Origin of the sequence: Cobetia amphilecti (genome assembly GCF_020217465.1) — a bacterium.
In the GTDB taxonomy this organism is placed as follows: Bacteria; Pseudomonadota; Gammaproteobacteria; order Pseudomonadales; family Halomonadaceae; genus Cobetia; species Cobetia amphilecti.
Genome location: NZ_CP084115.1, coordinates 2,541,041 through 2,559,741, shown reverse-complemented (window position 1 = coordinate 2,559,741; position 18,701 = coordinate 2,541,041). Strand labels below are relative to the sequence as shown.

Below are 18,701 nucleotides of genomic sequence, written 5' to 3'. Positions count from 1 at the left end.
CCTGGTCCCGTTGACTTGTTGCTGTCATCCCGTCGTCCTGACGTGATGAATAACGCTCAACGTCTTGTGTACAGATACACAAAACAGCCACCCGATAATGGGTGGCTGTTTTATCCTTTTATTGCTTAGGCGTTGTTGGTAGTGACCGTCACGTCCTGATCGATGTAAAGAGTAGCGGAGCCTAGTGCATAGGTGTCATAGGTAGCACCGTTGATCACTTCCTGGCCCGTCATTTCTGCACCATTCGCTTGGACAGAATCGTTGCTGTCACCTTCAATGCGCAAGGTGTCATCGTCATCGGTCAGGTTCAATACGGCGTCAGTATCGAGTGTCAGGGTCGAACCCGTTTCACTACTTTCACTGATATCCAGAACTTCGATATTCAGCATCTCGCTGGTGCCAGTATTCGCATCCAGCAGGCTACTCAGGTCGATACTTTCACCGGTGCCATCGAACTGCACCGTGTCCTCGCCAAGGCCACCATCAATGGAGAAATCAAGCGTGGATGCCACGATGGTGTCGTCACCCAATCCGCCATCAAAGGTATTGTCGCCTGCTTCGCCGAACAGCAAGTCATTCCCCGCGCCACCGGTCAAGGTATCGTTACCCTCACCTCCGCGGAGGAGGTCATTGCCAGAACCGCCTGTCAGAACGTCATCTCCCTCGAGGCCGTAGAGACTGACATTGATACTCGCTGCGCTAGCATCGAGAACATCAGCGCCACTCTCATCGATGAAGACAGAACTTCCTTCTCCACTATCCAGGACATTCGCGTCCAGAAGCGAACCAAGCGACAGAGACGTGGTGGCTCCATCATCATCCGTAGCGCTGACTGTCAGATAGTCGAGGAGACTCAGACTGAGGAGATCGCTTTGATTGAAGTCGAGTGTGCCCAACAGCTCATTGATCTGCAGGTTGTCGATCGTCTCACCCTCAGCTGCCGAAATGGTGACAGATGCCGAAGGTGCCAGAAGCCCCAACAATCCCGCACTGCTGGTCGTCTCCACCACTAGACCGAATTCCTCTGCAAGTGCGGTGTTGACCGTCAATGCCGGCGCACCAAGCAGACTGCTGAGGTCCACATTCAACAGAGGAGAGAAGGCAATCGTGACACTCTGCAGGTTGCCATCGGCATCCGCCACGAAGAGTGCGTTCTGTGAGAGGTCAACAAGACCAAGCGCATCGAGACCGACCAGGCCAAGAAGTTGTTGGCTTGCTCCCACAATGGTCGGGGCTGAGTTGGAGGTATCCGTAATCGATGGTGCATCACCAGAAAATTCCAGCTTGCCTTGTACCGAATCACCATCACCGTCCGTGAAGGTCAGATCAACTTCGCGAGTGATGTCCTCCAGGAGCGTGGTAGAAGTCGCCTCATCCACCAGCAGCTTGCCTTCCGAGATCAAGCGCGCGATCAAGTCCGCACTATCTTCACCTACTTGTAGAAGAGACGTCCCTTCGAAGGTGATGATTTGGTCAACCAGATCACTATCGGTGGTTTCACCCGTAAAGGCACCAGTCGTGCTGATGGACAGCACCGTATCGTCCCCTTGCTCAGCAAAACTCAGGTAGCGAGACAGGTTGCTGATCTCGGCCGTTACATAGCCCTCGCCTTGCAGCAGGGTCCGAAGGTCAATGATATCCCCCGGAGAGGCAGCAGTGAGCCCGCTGGGGGCAAAGTCAGTGATGGTGTCTGTCGCCGGAGCGCCAGCCTCCCCCGCATGACCTTCCTCCCAGCGGAAGATATCGACACCATCGCCACCGGTCATGGTGTCGTTGCCGGTGCCACCGATCATCAGATCGCTGCCGGCGGCGCCATTCATTGTGTCGTTGTCAGCTCCCCCGCGCAGAATGTCGGCTGCGCTGCTGCCGATGATGGTGTCGTTGCCATCGTACCCGTACAGACGCGTGCTGGTATCAGCCGAAGCTATGAGCGTGGACAAGTCAGCATTGTCAGTACCGGTCAATATAGTGGCCCCTGAACCACCAGAAGTCAGGAGTGACAGATCCAGTAGCTCAGTTGTACTAGTATCGACAGTGCCTTCACTATCCGTGGCGGACAGTGTCACTGTCGGTATCACATCCAGCCCTAGCACGGAGTTCGGCAGGAATACGGTTGCCAAAAGCTCATTGACCGCTTGAGCATCCATGGTACTGCCTGCCTCAATCGGTGTAATAGTAAGAGTGGCAGAGCTGGCAAGCCCCAAGAAACCTGGCTCATAGGTAGGTGTGATTTTGAGCCCCAATTCGGTGGCAAGTTCATCGTTGTAAGCCCACTCAAAACCAGTAAGGCTTAGTAGTACGGAGTACTCAAGAGAAACTGATGTCAGGTCGTTGTCGGGGTCTGAGACCGTGAAGACCTGTTGCTCGGAAATATCGATCAAGCCGAGCGCATCAAGGTTGATGATACCCAGCAATCCGCCGGACTGATTGATAGCGGGGGTTGGCAAAGTGTTGCCATCATCAACAATGGCGAGCTCACCGTCATAGTCATAGGTATAGGCACCCGTCACCAGGTCCAGGGTAAAGGTTTCCCCCAGCAGGGTTGTCAGGGTCATCCCACCATTTGTGACCGAGGCGGGCGTCGAAAGATCGAGAAGCTCTGATGCGCCGGAAGTGGTGACATTGAAGTCTTGCGTCAGGGCATCTTGTTCGATGGAGAATGTTACTCCTTCGAAAGTGATGCTGCTGATATAGCCACCATCGGCCCCAAAACCAGCGGTCTCGAGCAGGTTGCCGCTGACGGCCGCCGCACCCGCTGTCACTTCCTCGTACTGGTAGCTGGTGATCTCAGGCACATCATCCACCACCTTGACGCTGATATCGCTGGTCAGAACATCGTCACCATCCGTCAGTGTGACGCCGACAGCGAAGTTCAGGCTATCCTCGCCTTGCAGAGAGTGATCCAGCGTCGAGAACAGCTCGGTCTTGTAGGTGCCGGTATCATCGATAGTGATCTGCAATACCGTCTCGGTAGTATCCGGATTCACTGCCTGCAGTGTCTTGCCATCTTCGCTCAGCACCCAGTCAAGCTCGACACTGTCTTGAGTCAGGGTTGCATCAGTCGGTACTTCGAGGGCAAAGGAGGCGGTATCTGACACGTTCGTATAGCTCAGCTGGCCCGTGGAGACAGTGTCGTCAACCGCAGCATCATTGTCAGAGGCAGGGAGTGCAGCAAAGCTTGCAAAGCTGAAGGCCATCAAGGCTGGTGCGGCTACAGGGGCGCTAGTACTGAGCGCATCCTCCGTAACAGCGGTGCTGCCCGTCCCGAGTGTTGCAACGGTATCCTTGGTGGTGGTGTCAATGAAGTCGGTGCTGTTGCCGGCTGCATCAGTGACATTCATGGTCACGGTCAGCTCCCCTTCGGCCAGACCGGAAAGATCTTGCCCAGAGATGCTGAGGATGCCATCCGTGATAGTGATATCCGCCACATCGACGGTAATGGAGCCACTCCCGCTATCGGTGATGGTAATCACGACATCGTTGCTATCGATGCCATTTTCCACTGCCCCTGTCAGCTGAACGCTGGTGATCTCATCAAGACTCAGTGTTTCGTCTCCACCATCCACGAAATCGATGGAGTTATCCGCCGCTGACGGCGCGGTCGCATCGATCACTACATCCTGTGAGGTCGCCGGGCCAGTGTTGCCGGCAGCATCCTGTACGCGGAACTGCACGGTGGCGGACTCGGTGAGGCCGCTGTCGTAGCTGACCAAAATGCCTTCCACGCTGGCTTCGGGGATATCGACCCAGGTGGAGCCATCGATGCTGTACTGCAGAGTCTCGTCATCCGCCAAGGCGGCATCCAGCGTGGCCGTGATGGTCAGTCCATCATTGTCGCTGGTGATGAAGTCACCCGCGGTGCCGGTGTCTTCACTGATCGCGTCGATGGTGACGGTGGTGGTCGGGGCGATGGTGTCCTTGACGCTGGCATCGGTGAAGGTATTCGCGTTGCCGGCGACGTCCGTGACAGTCAGTGTCGCAGTGAGCTCACCTTCGGCCAGATCGGAGAGATCCTGACCGTCGACGGTGATCTCTGTGCCCACGACAGTGATATCGGCGGTGTCGACGGTGACGGAGCCACCTTCGCCGTCGGTGATGACCAGCTGGACGTTGTTGCTGTCCAGGCCGTCCTCGATGGTACCGGACAGGGTGACGTTGCCGATCTCATCAGCATTCAGGAAACCATCGCCGCCATCGGCGAAGGCGATGCTGTTCTCATCGGCGCTCGGTAGGGTGGCGTCGATCACGACATCTTGCGAAGTCGCGGGACCATTGTTGCCGGCGGCATCCTGCACACGGAGCTGCACGGTGGCGGACTCGGTGAGGCCGCTGTCGTAGCTGACCAAAATGCCTTCCACGCTGGCTTCGGGGATATCGACCCAGGTGGAGCCATCGATGCTGTACTGCAGAGTCTCGTCATCCGCCAAGGCGGCATCCAGCGTGGCCGTGATGGTCAGTCCATCATTGTCGCTGGTGATGAAGTCACCCGCGGTGCCGGTGTCTTCACTGATCGCGTCGATGGTGACGGTGGTGGTCGGGGCGATGGTGTCCTTGACGCTGGCATCGGTGAAGGTATTCGCGTTGCCGGCGACGTCCGTGACAGTCAGTGTCGCAGTGAGCTCACCTTCGGCCAGATCGGAGAGATCCTGACCGTCGACGGTGATCTCTGTGCCCACGACAGTGATATCGGCGGTGTCGACGGTGACGGAGCCACCTTCGCCGTCGGTGATGACCAGCTGGACGTTGTTGCTGTCCAGGCCGTCCTCGATGGTACCGGACAGGGTGACGTTGCCGATCTCATCAGCATTCAGGAAACCATCGCCGCCATCGGCGAAGGCGATGCTGTTCTCATCGGCGCTCGGTAGGGTGGCGTCGATCACGACATCTTGCGAGGCCGCCGGGCCAGTGTTGCCGGCGGCATCCTGCACACGGAGCTGCACGGTGGCGGACTCGGTGAGGCCGCTGTCGTAGCTGACCAAAATGCCTTCCACGCTGGCTTCGGGGATATCGACCCAGGTGGAGCCATCGATGCTGTACTGCAGAGTCTCGTCATCCGCCAAGGCGGCATCCAGCGTGGCCGTGATGGTCAGTCCATCATTGTCGCTGGTGATGAAGTCACCCGCGGTGCCGGTGTCTTCACTGATCGCGTCGATGGTGACGGTGGTGGTCGGGGCGATGGTGTCCTTGACGCTGGCATCGGTGAAGGTATTCGCGTTGCCGGCGACGTCCGTGACAGTCAGTGTCGCAGTGAGCTCACCTTCGGCCAGATCGGAGAGATCCTGACCGTCGACGGTGATCTCTGTGCCCACGACAGTGATATCGGCGGTGTCGACGGTGACGGAGCCACCTTCGCCGTCGGTGATGACCAGCTGGACGTTGTTGCTGTCCAGGCCGTCCTCGATGGTACCGGACAGGGTGACGTTGCCGATCTCATCAGCATTCAGGAAACCATCGCCGCCATCGGCGAAGGCGATGCTGTTCTCATCGGCGCTCGGTAGGGTGGCGTCGATCACGACATCTTGCGAGGCCGCCGGGCCAGTGTTGCCGGCGACATCCTGCACACGGAGCTGCACGGTGGCGGACTCGGTGAGGCCGCTGTCGTAGCTGACCAAAATGCCTTCCACGCTGGCTTCGGGGATATCGACCCAGGTGGAGCCATCGATGCTGTACTGCAGAGTCTCGTCATCCGCCAAGGCGGCATCCAGCGTGGCCGTGATGGTCAGTCCATCATTGTCGCTGGTGATGAAGTCACCCGCGGTGCCGGTGTCTTCACTGATCGCGTCGATGGTGACGGTGGTGGTCGGGGCGATGGTGTCCTTGACGCTGGCATCGGTGAAGGTATTCGCGTTGCCGGCGACGTCCGTGACAGTCAGTGTCGCAGTGAGCTCACCTTCGGCCAGATCGGAGAGATCCTGACCGTCGACGGTGATCTCTGTGCCCACGACAGTGATATCGGCGGTGTCGACGGTGACGGAGCCACCTTCGCCGTCGGTGATGACCAGCTGGACGTTGTTGCTGTCCAGGCCGTCCTCGATGGTGCCGGACAGGGTGACGTTGCCGATCTCATCAGCATTCAGGAAACCATCGCCGCCATCGGCGAAGGCGATGCTGTTCTCATCGGCGCTCGGTAGGGTGGCGTCGATCACGACATCTTGCGAAGTCGCGGGACCATTGTTGCCGGCGGCATCCTGCACACGGAGCTGCACGGTGGCGGACTCGGTGAGGCCGCTGTCGTAGCTGACCAAAATGCCTTCCACGCTGGCTTCGGGGATATCGACCCAGGTGGAGCCATCGATGCTGTACTGCAGAGTCTCGTCATCCGCCAAGGCGGCATCCAGCGTGGCCGTGATGGTCAGTCCATCATTGTCGCTGGTGATGAAGTCACCCGCGGTGCCGGTGTCTTCACTGATCGCGTCGATGGTGACGGTGGTGGTCGGGGCGATGGTGTCCTTGACGCTGGCATCGGTGAAGGTATTCGCGTTGCCGGCGACGTCCGTGACAGTCAGTGTCGCAGTGAGCTCACCTTCGGCCAGATCGGAGAGATCCTGACCGTCGACGGTGATCTCTGTGCCCACGACAGTGATATCGGCGGTGTCGACGGTGACGGAGCCACCTTCGCCGTCGGTGATGACCAGCTGGACGTTGTTGCTGTCCAGACCGTCCTCGATGGTGCCGGACAGGGTGACGTTGCCGATCTCATCAGCATTCAGGAAACCATCGCCGCCATCGGCGAAGGCGATGCTGTTCTCATCGGCGCTCGGTAGGGTGGCGTCGATCACGACATCTTGCGAAGTCGCGGGACCATTGTTGCCGGCGGCATCCTGCACACGGAGCTGCACGGTGGCGGACTCGGTGAGGCCGCTGTCGTAGCTGACCAAAATGCCTTCCACGCTGGCTTCGGGGATATCGACCCAGGTGGAGCCATCGATGCTGTACTGCAGAGTCTCGTCATCCGCCAAGGCGGCATCCAGCGTGGCCGTGATGGTCAGTCCATCATTGTCGCTGGTGATGAAGTCACCCGCGGTGCCGGTGTCTTCACTGATCGCGTCGATGGTGACGGTGGTGGTCGGGGCGATGGTGTCCTTGACGCTGGCATCGGTGAAGGTATTCGCGTTGCCGGCGACGTCCGTGACAGTCAGTGTCGCAGTGAGCTCACCTTCGGCCAGATCGGAGAGATCCTGACCGTCGACGGTGATCTCTGTGCCCACGACAGTGATATCGGCGGTGTCGACGGTGACGGAGCCACCTTCGCCGTCGGTGATGACCAGCTGGACGTTGTTGCTGTCCAGGCCGTCCTCGATGGTACCGGACAGGGTGACGTTGCCGATCTCATCAGCATTCAGGAAACCATCGCCGCCATCGGCGAAGGCGATGCTGTTCTCATCGGCGCTCGGTAGGGTGGCGTCGATCACGACATCTTGCGAAGTCGCGGGACCATTGTTGCCGGCGGCATCCTGCACACGGAGCTGCACGGTGGCGGACTCGGTGAGGCCGCTGTCGTAGCTGACCAAAATGCCTTCCACGCTGGCTTCGGGGATATCGACCCAGGTGGAGCCATCGATGCTGTACTGCAGAGTCTCGTCATCCGCCAAGGCGGCATCCAGCGTGGCCGTGATGGTCAGTCCATCATTGTCGCTGGTGATGAAGTCACCCGCGGTGCCGGTGTCTTCACTGATCGCGTCGATGGTGACGGTGGTGGTCGGGGCGATGGTGTCCTTGACGCTGGCATCGGTGAAGGTATTCGCGTTGCCGGCGACGTCCGTGACAGTCAGTGTCGCAGTGAGCTCACCTTCGGCCAGATCGGAGAGATCCTGACCGTCGACGGTGATCTCTGTGCCCACGACAGTGATATCGGCGGTGTCGACGGTGACGGAGCCACCTTCGCCGTCGGTGATGACCAGCTGGACGTTGTTGCTGTCCAGACCGTCCTCGATGGTGCCGGACAGGGTGACGTTGCCGATCTCATCAGCATTCAGGAAACCATCGCCGCCATCGGCGAAGGCGATGCTGTTCTCATCGGCGCTCGGTAGGGTGGCGTCGATCACGACATCTTGCGAAGTCGCGGGACCATTGTTGCCGGCGGCATCCTGCACACGGAGCTGCACGGTGGCGGACTCGGTGAGGCCGCTGTCGTAGCTGACCAAAATGCCTTCCACGCTGGCTTCGGGGATATCGACCCAGGTGGAGCCATCGATGCTGTACTGCAGAGTCTCGTCATCCGCCAAGGCGGCATCCAGCGTGGCCGTGATGGTCAGTCCATCATTGTCGCTGGTGATGAAGTCACCCGCGGTGCCGGTGTCTTCACTGATCGCGTCGATGGTGACGGTGGTGGTCGGGGCGATGGTGTCCTTGACGCTGGCATCGGTGAAGGTATTCGCGTTGCCGGCGACGTCCGTGACAGTCAGTGTCGCAGTGAGCTCACCTTCGGCCAGATCGGAGAGATCCTGACCGTCGACGGTGATCTCTGTGCCCACGACAGTGATATCGGCGGTGTCGACGGTGACGGAGCCACCTTCGCCGTCGGTGATGACCAGCTGGACGTTGTTGCTGTCCAGACCGTCCTCGATGGTGCCGGACAGGGTGACGTTGCCGATCTCATCAGCATTCAGGAAACCATCGCCGCCATCGGCGAAGGCGATGCTGTTCTCATCGGCGCTCGGTAGGGTGGCGTCGATCACGACATCTTGCGAAGTCGCGGGACCATTGTTGCCGGCGGCATCCTGCACACGGAGCTGCACGGTGGCGGACTCGGTGAGGCCGCTGTCGTAGCTGACCAAAATGCCTTCCACGCTGGCTTCGGGGATATCGACCCAGGTGGAGCCATCGATGCTGTACTGCAGAGTCTCGTCATCCGCCAAGGCGGCATCCAGCGTGGCCGTGATGGTCAGTCCATCATTGTCGCTGGTGATGAAGTCACCCGCGGTGCCGGTGTCTTCACTGATCGCGTCGATGGTGACGGTGGTGGTCGGGGCGATGGTGTCCTTGACGCTGGCATCGGTGAAGGTATTCGCGTTGCCGGCGACGTCCGTGACAGTCAGTGTCGCAGTGAGCTCACCTTCGGCCAGATCGGAGAGATCCTGACCGTCGACGGTGATCTCTGTGCCCACGACAGTGATATCGGCGGTGTCGACGGTGACGGAGCCACCTTCGCCGTCGGTGATGACCAGCTGGACGTTGTTGCTGTCCAGGCCGTCCTCGATGGTACCGGACAGGGTGACGTTGCCGATCTCATCAGCATTCAGGAAACCATCGCCGCCATCGGCGAAGGCGATGCTGTTCTCATCGGCGCTCGGTAGGGTGGCGTCGATCACGACATCTTGCGAGGCCGCCGGGCCAGTGTTGCCGGCGACATCCTGCACACGGAGCTGCACGGTGGCGGACTCGGTGAGGCCGCTGTCGTAGCTGACCAAAATGCCTTCCACGCTGGCTTCGGGGATATCGACCCAGGTGGAGCCATCGATGCTGTACTGCAGAGTCTCGTCATCCGCCAAGGCGGCATCCAGCGTGGCCGTGATGGTCAGTCCATCATTGTCGCTGGTGATGAAGTCACCCGCGGTGCCGGTGTCTTCACTGATCGCGTCGATGGTGACGGTGGTGGTCGGGGCGATGGTGTCCTTGACGCTGGCATCGGTGAAGGTATTCGCGTTGCCGGCGACGTCCGTGACAGTCAGTGTCGCAGTGAGCTCACCTTCGGCCAGATCGGAGAGATCCTGACCGTCGACGGTGATCTCTGTGCCCACGACAGTGATATCGGCGGTGTCGACGGTGACGGAGCCACCTTCGCCGTCGGTGATGACCAGCTGGACGTTGTTGCTGTCCAGACCGTCCTCGATGGTGCCGGACAGGGTGACGTTGCCGATCTCATCAGCATTCAGGAAACCATCGCCGCCATCGGCGAAGGCGATGCTGTTCTCATCGGCGCTCGGTAGGGTGGCGTCGATCACGACATCTTGCGAAGTCGCGGGACCATTGTTGCCGGCGGCATCCTGCACACGGAGCTGCACGGTGGCGGACTCGGTGAGGCCGCTGTCGTAGCTGACCAAAATGCCTTCCACGCTGGCTTCGGGGATATCGACCCAGGTGGAGCCATCGATGCTGTACTGCAGAGTCTCGTCATCCGCCAAGGCGGCATCCAGCGTGGCCGTGATGGTCAGTCCATCATTGTCGCTGGTGATGAAGTCACCCGCGGTGCCGGTGTCTTCACTGATCGCGTCGATGGTGACGGTGGTGGTCGGGGCGATGGTGTCCTTGACGCTGGCATCGGTGAAGGTATTCGCGTTGCCGGCGACGTCCGTGACAGTCAGTGTCGCAGTGAGCTCACCTTCGGCCAGATCGGAGAGATCCTGACCGTCGACGGTGATCTCTGTGCCCACGACAGTGATATCGGCGGTGTCGACGGTGACGGAGCCACCTTCGCCGTCGGTGATGACCAGCTGGACGTTGTTGCTGTCCAGGCCGTCCTCGATGGTACCGGACAGGGTGACGTTGCCGATCTCATCAGCATTCAGGAAACCATCGCCGCCATCGGCGAAGGCGATGCTGTTCTCATCGGCGCTCGGTAGGGTGGCGTCGATCACGACATCTTGCGAAGTCGCGGGACCATTGTTGCCGGCGGCATCCTGCACACGGAGCTGCACGGTGGCGGACTCGGTGAGGCCGCTGTCGTAGCTGACCAAAATGCCTTCCACGCTGGCTTCGGGGATATCGACCCAGGTGGAGCCATCGATGCTGTACTGCAGAGTCTCGTCATCCGCCAAGGCGGCATCCAGCGTGGCCGTGATGGTCAGTCCATCATTGTCGCTGGTGATGAAGTCACCCGCGGTGCCGGTGTCTTCACTGATCGCGTCGATGGTGACGGTGGTGGTCGGGGCGATGGTGTCCTTGACGCTGGCATCGGTGAAGGTATTCGCGTTGCCGGCGACGTCCGTGACAGTCAGTGTCGCAGTGAGCTCACCTTCGGCCAGATCGGAGAGATCCTGACCGTCGACGGTGATCTCTGTGCCCACGACAGTGATATCGGCGGTGTCGACGGTGACGGAGCCACCTTCGCCGTCGGTGATGACCAGCTGGACGTTGTTGCTGTCCAGACCGTCCTCGATGGTGCCGGACAGGGTGACGTTGCCGATCTCATCAGCATTCAGGAAACCATCGCCGCCATCGGCGAAGGCGATGCTGTTCTCATCGGCGCTCGGTAGGGTGGCGTCGATCACGACATCTTGCGAAGTCGCGGGACCATTGTTGCCGGCGGCATCCTGCACACGGAGCTGCACGGTGGCGGACTCGGTGAGGCCGCTGTCGTAGCTGACCAAAATGCCTTCCACGCTGGCTTCGGGGATATCGACCCAGGTGGAGCCATCGATGCTGTACTGCAGAGTCTCGTCATCCGCCAAGGCGGCATCCAGCGTGGCCGTGATGGTCAGTCCATCATTGTCGCTGGTGATGAAGTCACCCGCGGTGCCGGTGTCTTCACTGATCGCGTCGATGGTGACGGTGGTGGTCGGGGCGATGGTGTCCTTGACGCTGGCATCGGTGAAGGTATTCGCGTTGCCGGCGACGTCCGTGACAGTCAGTGTCGCAGTGAGCTCACCTTCGGCCAGATCGGAGAGATCCTGACCGTCGACGGTGATCTCTGTGCCCACGACAGTGATATCGGCGGTGTCGACGGTGACGGAGCCACCTTCGCCGTCGGTGATGACCAGCTGGACGTTGTTGCTGTCCAGACCGTCCTCGATGGTGCCGGACAGGGTGACGTTGCCGATCTCATCAGCATTCAGGAAACCATCGCCGCCATCGGCGAAGGCGATGCTGTTCTCATCGGCGCTCGGTAGGGTGGCGTCGATCACGACATCTTGCGAAGTCGCGGGACCATTGTTGCCGGCGGCATCCTGCACACGGAGCTGCACGGTGGCGGACTCGGTGAGGCCGCTGTCGTAGCTGACCAAAATGCCTTCCACGCTGGCTTCGGGGATATCGACCCAGGTGGAGCCATCGATGCTGTACTGCAGAGTCTCGTCATCCGCCAAGGCGGCATCCAGCGTGGCCGTGATGGTCAGTCCATCATTGTCGCTGGTGATGAAGTCACCCGCGGTGCCGGTGTCTTCACTGATCGCGTCGATGGTGACGGTGGTGGTCGGGGCGATGGTGTCCTTGACGCTGGCATCGGTGAAGGTATTCGCGTTGCCGGCGACGTCCGTGACAGTCAGTGTCGCAGTGAGCTCACCTTCGGCCAGATCGGAGAGATCCTGACCGTCGACGGTGATCTCTGTGCCCACGACAGTGATATCGGCGGTGTCGACGGTGACGGAGCCACCTTCGCCGTCGGTGATGACCAGCTGGACGTTGTTGCTGTCCAGGCCGTCCTCGATGGTACCGGACAGGGTGACGTTGCCGATCTCATCAGCATTCAGGAAACCATCGCCGCCATCGGCGAAGGCGATGCTGTTCTCATCGGCGCTCGGTAGGGTGGCGTCGATCACGACATCTTGCGAGGCCGCCGGGCCAGTGTTGCCGGCGACATCCTGCACACGGAGCTGCACGGTGGCGGACTCGGTGAGGCCGCTGTCGTAGCTGACCAAAATGCCTTCCACGCTGGCTTCGGGGATATCGACCCAGGTGGAGCCATCGATGCTGTACTGCAGAGTCTCGTCATCCGCCAAGGCGGCATCCAGCGTGGCCGTGATGGTCAGTCCATCATTGTCGCTGGTGATGAAGTCACCCGCGGTGCCGGTGTCTTCACTGATCGCGTCGATGGTGACGGTGGTGGTCGGGGCGATGGTGTCCTTGACGCTGGCATCGGTGAAGGTATTCGCGTTGCCGGCGACGTCCGTGACAGTCAGTGTCGCAGTGAGCTCACCTTCGGCCAGATCGGAGAGATCCTGACCGTCGACGGTGATCTCTGTGCCCACGACAGTGATATCGGCGGTGTCGACGGTGACGGAGCCACCTTCGCCGTCGGTGATGACCAGCTGGACGTTGTTGCTGTCCAGGCCGTCCTCGATGGTACCGGACAGGGTGACGTTGCCGATCTCATCAGCATTCAGGAAACCATCGCCGCCATCGGCGAAGGCGATGCTGTTCTCATCGGCGCTCGGTAGGGTGGCGTCGATCACGACATCTTGCGAGGCCGCCGGGCCAGTGTTGCCGGCGACATCCTGCACACGGAGCTGCACGGTGGCGGACTCGGTGAGGCCGCTGTCGTAGCTGACCAAAATGCCTTCCACGCTGGCTTCGGGGATATCGACCCAGGTGGAGCCATCGATGCTGTACTGCAGAGTCTCGTCATCCGCCAAGGCGGCATCCAGCGTGGCCGTGATGGTCAGTCCATCATTGTCGCTGGTGATGAAGTCACCCGCGGTGCCGGTGTCTTCACTGATCGCGTCGATGGTGACGGTGGTGGTCGGGGCGATGGTGTCCTTGACGCTGGCATCGGTGAAGGTATTCGCGTTGCCGGCGACGTCCGTGACAGTCAGTGTCGCAGTGAGCTCACCTTCGGCCAGATCGGAGAGATCCTGACCGTCGACGGTGATCTCTGTGCCCACGACAGTGATATCGGCGGTGTCGACGGTGACGGAGCCACCTTCGCCGTCGGTGATGACCAGCTGGACGTTGTTGCTGTCCAGGCCGTCCTCGATGGTGCCGGACAGGGTGACGTTGCCGATCTCATCAGCATTCAGGAAACCATCGCCGCCATCGGCGAAGGCGATGCTGTTCTCATCGGCGCTCGGTAGGGTGGCGTCGATCACGACATCTTGCGAAGTCGCGGGACCATTGTTGCCGGCGGCATCCTGCACACGGAGCTGCACGGTGGCGGACTCGGTGAGGCCGCTGTCGTAGCTGACCAAAATGCCTTCCACGCTGGCTTCGGGGATATCGACCCAGGTGGAGCCATCGATGCTGTACTGCAGAGTCTCGTCATCCGCCAAGGCGGCATCCAGCGTGGCCGTGATGGTCAGTCCATCATTGTCGCTGGTGATGAAGTCACCCGCGGTGCCGGTGTCTTCACTGATCGCGTCGATGGTGACGGTGGTGGTCGGGGCGATGGTGTCCTTGACGCTGGCATCGGTGAAGGTATTCGCGTTGCCGGCGACGTCCGTGACAGTCAGTGTCGCAGTGAGCTCACCTTCGGCCAGATCGGAGAGATCCTGACCGTCGACGGTGATCTCTGTGCCCACGACAGTGATATCGGCGGTGTCGACGGTGACGGAGCCACCTTCGCCGTCGGTGATGACCAGCTGGACGTTGTTGCTGTCCAGGCCGTCCTCGATGGTACCGGACAGGGTGACGTTGCCGATCTCATCAGCATTCAGGAAACCATCGCCGCCATCGGCGAAGGCGATGCTGTTCTCATCGGCGCTCGGTAGGGTGGCGTCGATCACGACATCTTGCGAGGCCGCCGGGCCAGTGTTGCCGGCGACATCCTGCACACGGAGCTGCACGGTGGCGGACTCGGTGAGGCCGCTGTCGTAGCTGACCAAAATGCCTTCCACGCTGGCTTCGGGGATATCGACCCAGGTGGAGCCATCGATGCTGTACTGCAGAGTCTCGTCATCCGCCAAGGCGGCATCCAGCGTGGCCGTGATGGTCAGTCCATCATTGTCGCTGGTGATGAAGTCACCCGCGGTGCCGGTGTCTTCACTGATCGCGTCGATGGTGACGGTGGTGGTCGGGGCGATGGTGTCCTTGACGCTGGCATCGGTGAAGGTATTCGCGTTGCCGGCGACGTCCGTGACAGTCAGTGTCGCAGTGAGCTCACCTTCGGCCAGATCGGAGAGATCCTGACCGTCGACGGTGATCTCTGTGCCCACGACAGTGATATCGGCGGTGTCGACGGTGACGGAGCCACCTTCGCCGTCGGTGATGACCAGCTGGACGTTGTTGCTGTCCAGGCCGTCCTCGATGGTGCCGGACAGGGTGACGTTGCCGATCTCATCAGCATTCAGGAAACCATCGCCGCCATCGGCGAAGGCGATGCTGTTCTCATCGGCGCTCGGTAGGGTGGCGTCGATCACGACATCTTGCGAAGTCGCGGGACCATTGTTGCCGGCGGCATCCTGCACACGGAGCTGCACGGTGGCGGACTCGGTGAGGCCGCTGTCGTAGCTGACCAAAATGCCTTCCACGCTGGCTTCGGGGATATCGACCCAGGTGGAGCCATCGATGCTGTACTGCAGAGTCTCGTCATCCGCCAAGGCGGCATCCAGCGTGGCCGTGATGGTCAGTCCATCATTGTCGCTGGTGATGAAGTCACCCGCGGTGCCGGTGTCTTCACTGATCGCGTCGATGGTGACGGTGGTGGTCGGGGCGATGGTGTCCTTGACGCTGGCATCGGTGAAGGTATTCGCGTTGCCGGCGACGTCCGTGACAGTCAGTGTCGCGGTGAGCTCACCTTCGGCCAGATCGGAAAGATCCTGACCGTAGACGGTGATCTCTGTGCCCACGACAATGATATCGGCCGTGTCGACGGTGATTGAGCCACCGGCGCCGTCGGTGATGACCAGCTGGACGTTGCTGCTGTCCAGACCTTCCTCGACAGTACCGGACAGCGTGACGCTATCGATCTCGTTGGCACTCAGGAAGCCATCCCCACCATCGGTGAAGGCGATGCTGTTGTCGCCCTCTGCCGGCGGGGTAGTGTCAGTTGCGGTATCGACGACGACCGGGTTGGACGGACCACTGGCGTTACCTGCCGGGTCAGTCGCGGTGGCGGTCAGCTCGGTGCCGTCTTCCAGCGCCGGGTCGAGCGTGACTTCGAAGTTACCGTCATCTTCCACGTCGACGATATCGACGACATTGCCGTCGCCATCGGTGATTTCGACGGACGCCCCCGGCTCACCGGTACCGGCGAGGGTGGTGCCATCGGTCGGCTCGAGTATGGGGGCGTCCGGCGCAATGGTGTCTTTGATGCTATCCGCTGTGAAGCTGTTGTCATTGCCGGCATTGTCAGTGACCGTCAGGGTGGCGGTCAGCTCGCCCTCGGCGAGGTCAGACAGGTCCTGGCCAGCGACAGTCAGAAGCGTGCCATCGACCGTGATATCGGCGGGGTCGACGGTGACGGAGCCACCTTCGCCATCGGTGATGACCAGCTGGACGTTGCTGCTGTCCAGGCCTTCCTCGACAGTACCGGACAGCGTGACGCTATCGATCTCGTTGGCACTCAGGAAGCCATCCCCACCATCGGTGAAGGCGATGCTGTTGTCGCCCTCTGCCGGCGGGGTAGTGTCAGTTGCGGTATCGACGACGACCGGGTTGGACGGACCACTGGCGTTACCTGCCGGGTCAGTCGCGGTGGCGGTCAGCTCGGTGCCGTCTTCCAGCGCCGGGTCGAGCGTGACTTCGAAGTTACCGTCATCTTCCACGTCGACGATATCGACGACATTGCCGTCGCCATCGGTGATTTCGACGGACGCCCCCGGCTCACCGGTACCGGCGAGGGTGGTGCCATCGGTCGGCTCGAGTATGGGGGCGTCCGGCGCAATGGTGTCTTTGATGCTATCCGCTGTGAAGCTGTTGTCGTTGTCGGCATTGTCAGTGACCGTCAGGGTGGCGGTCAGCTCGCCCTCGGCGAGGTCAGACAGGTCCTGGCCAGCGACAGTCAGAAGCGTGCCATCGACCGTGATATCGGCGGGGTCGACGGTGACGGAGCCACCTTCGCCATCGGTGATCACCAGCTGGACGTTGTTGCTGTCCAGGCCATCTTCGATGGTGCCGGACAGGGTGACGTTACCGATCTCGTCAGCATTCAGGAAACCGTCGCCACCATCGCCGAAGGCGATACTGTTCTCGCCTTCCGCCGGCGGGGTGGTGTCGGTGTTGCTATCGACCGTGACGGGGTTGGACGGACCACTGGTGTTGCCAGCCGGATCAGTCGCGGTGGCCGTCAGTTCGGTGCCGTCTTCCGGCGTCGGATCGAGCTTGACCGAGAAGGTGCCATCCTCGCCCACCTCAGTGGTGGCGACCGGGTTGCCATTGCCATCGGTGATGTCGATGGTCGCACCTGGCTCACCGGTACCGGAGAGGGTAGTGCCATCGGTGTCGTTCAGGGTCGGCGTGTCGGTGACGGTGTCTTTGACGCTGTCAGCCGTGAATTCAGCCGCGTTATTGCTGTCGTCAGTGACGGTCAGTGTCGCGGTCAGCTCACCTTCGGCCAGACCGGACAGGTCCTGGCCAGCGACTGTCAGGATTGTGCCGTCGACCGTGATATCAGCGGTGTCGACGGTGACGGAGCCTCCTGCGCCATCGTTGATCACCAGCTGGACGTTGCTGCTGTCCAAGCCGTCTTCGATGGTGCCGGACAGGGTGACGTTGCCAATCTCGTCGGCATTCAGGAAGCCATCGCCACCATCGCCGAAGGCAATGCTGTTCTCGCCTGCCGCCGGCGGGGTGGTATCAGTGGCGGTATCGACGATGACGGGGTTGGACGGACCACTTGTGTTGCCGGCCGGATCAGTCGCGGTAGCGGTCAGTTCGGTGCCGTCTTCCGGCATCGGATCGAGATCGACCGAGAAGGTGCCATCCTCGCCCACCTCAGTGGTGGCGACCGGGTTGCCATTGCCATCAGTGATCTCGACGGTCGCACCCGGCTCTCCGGTACCGGTGAGGGTGGTGCCATCAGTATTTTCCAGCTCGGGTGCATCAGGGGACAGGGTATCGATAGTGATAATGAATGCGTCGGAAGTATCACTTATATTGCCCTCGGGGTCTGTCGCCACTGCCGTCAAGCTGTGTTCCCCTTCGGTCAAGGGGGCGGTAAATTCCAGAGCCCAGTTACCATCGCCATCAGCCTCGACGGTATCAAGCAGGGTGTTCCCGTCATAAATGGCAACAGAGCTACCGGCGCCAGCAGTGCCTATCAGCGTCGGAGTCGTGTCGTTGGTATCGGAACCGGACTCGAGCTCTCCGGTGCTAGGTTCAACATTGTCAGCGGCTGAGCTGATGATCGGAGCATCGGGGGAGGCTGACGTGTTTGGGTCCTCGTCATCTCCACCGTCCGAGTTCACGCCCCCTAGCATCAAACCGGTAGCCCCGATGACACCCAGTGCCGCTAAGGTAGTGCCCGCCGCACTGAAGGGGGCTCCCAACACAGCGGACTCGATAGTGTTTTCGACGGGGATCGCTTCATAGGGAACGTTGCCCGGCGAAGTGCTTGCCATGTCAATACGATAGATATCGCCCGCAAACTCATCACCTTCCAAGTACAGGTGGCTTTGTTCCTGCGGATCAATATAGAAGCCATCCAAGGTGATTACTTCACCATTCTGCAACGTCAAAACCAGGTCATCACCGGAGCGAGAAAGACTTGCGACATCTTGTGGCGTGATGTCCAACGAGACGTCTGATGCTTCGTTGAGGCGGACCTCGGTTATCTGCTGAAGAACGGTATCTTGCAGTCCAAGTCCACTATGGTTTGCAACCTTCGCATTGACTGGCATGGATAGTGCTCCCTTGATTTTTTTCTTACAGAACCCCTCTTGTAGGCGAATCATAAATATTGATCTAAGTCAGCCCGCCTTATTCACGAGTGCCCTGATCGGGCGGCTTGAAGTGGCTGGCCGTTGGGTTCTCGCACCAGGGGCGCTATCTACGCCGTAACGGCCCGCTGAATCATGCCCAAATGCTGCTCTTCTGTCGTATCTATATAACGTTCAGGAATTAATCACGCCGTTAAAGCAGCCGTCATCGTCGACCGTCGCTGCGATCGCTCG

1 protein-coding gene is annotated in these 18,701 nt (G+C 60.4%); it reads right to left on the bottom strand.

Annotation, left to right across the window (positions count from 1 at the left end; genetic code table 11):
- Positions 1–125: 125 nt before the first annotated feature.
- Positions 126–18,428: an Ig-like domain-containing protein gene (locus LCW13_RS10775; protein ID WP_225346869.1), complete on the bottom strand. Its 18,303-nt coding sequence runs from the start codon at positions 18,426–18,428 to the stop codon at positions 126–128.
- Positions 18,429–18,701: the final 273 nt, after the last annotated feature.

Coding starts and splice junctions, on each gene's coding strand:
- LCW13_RS10775 (WP_225346869.1), bottom strand. CDS start 18,428: ATGCCAGTCAATGCGAAGGTTGCAAACCATAGTGGACTTGGACTGCAA.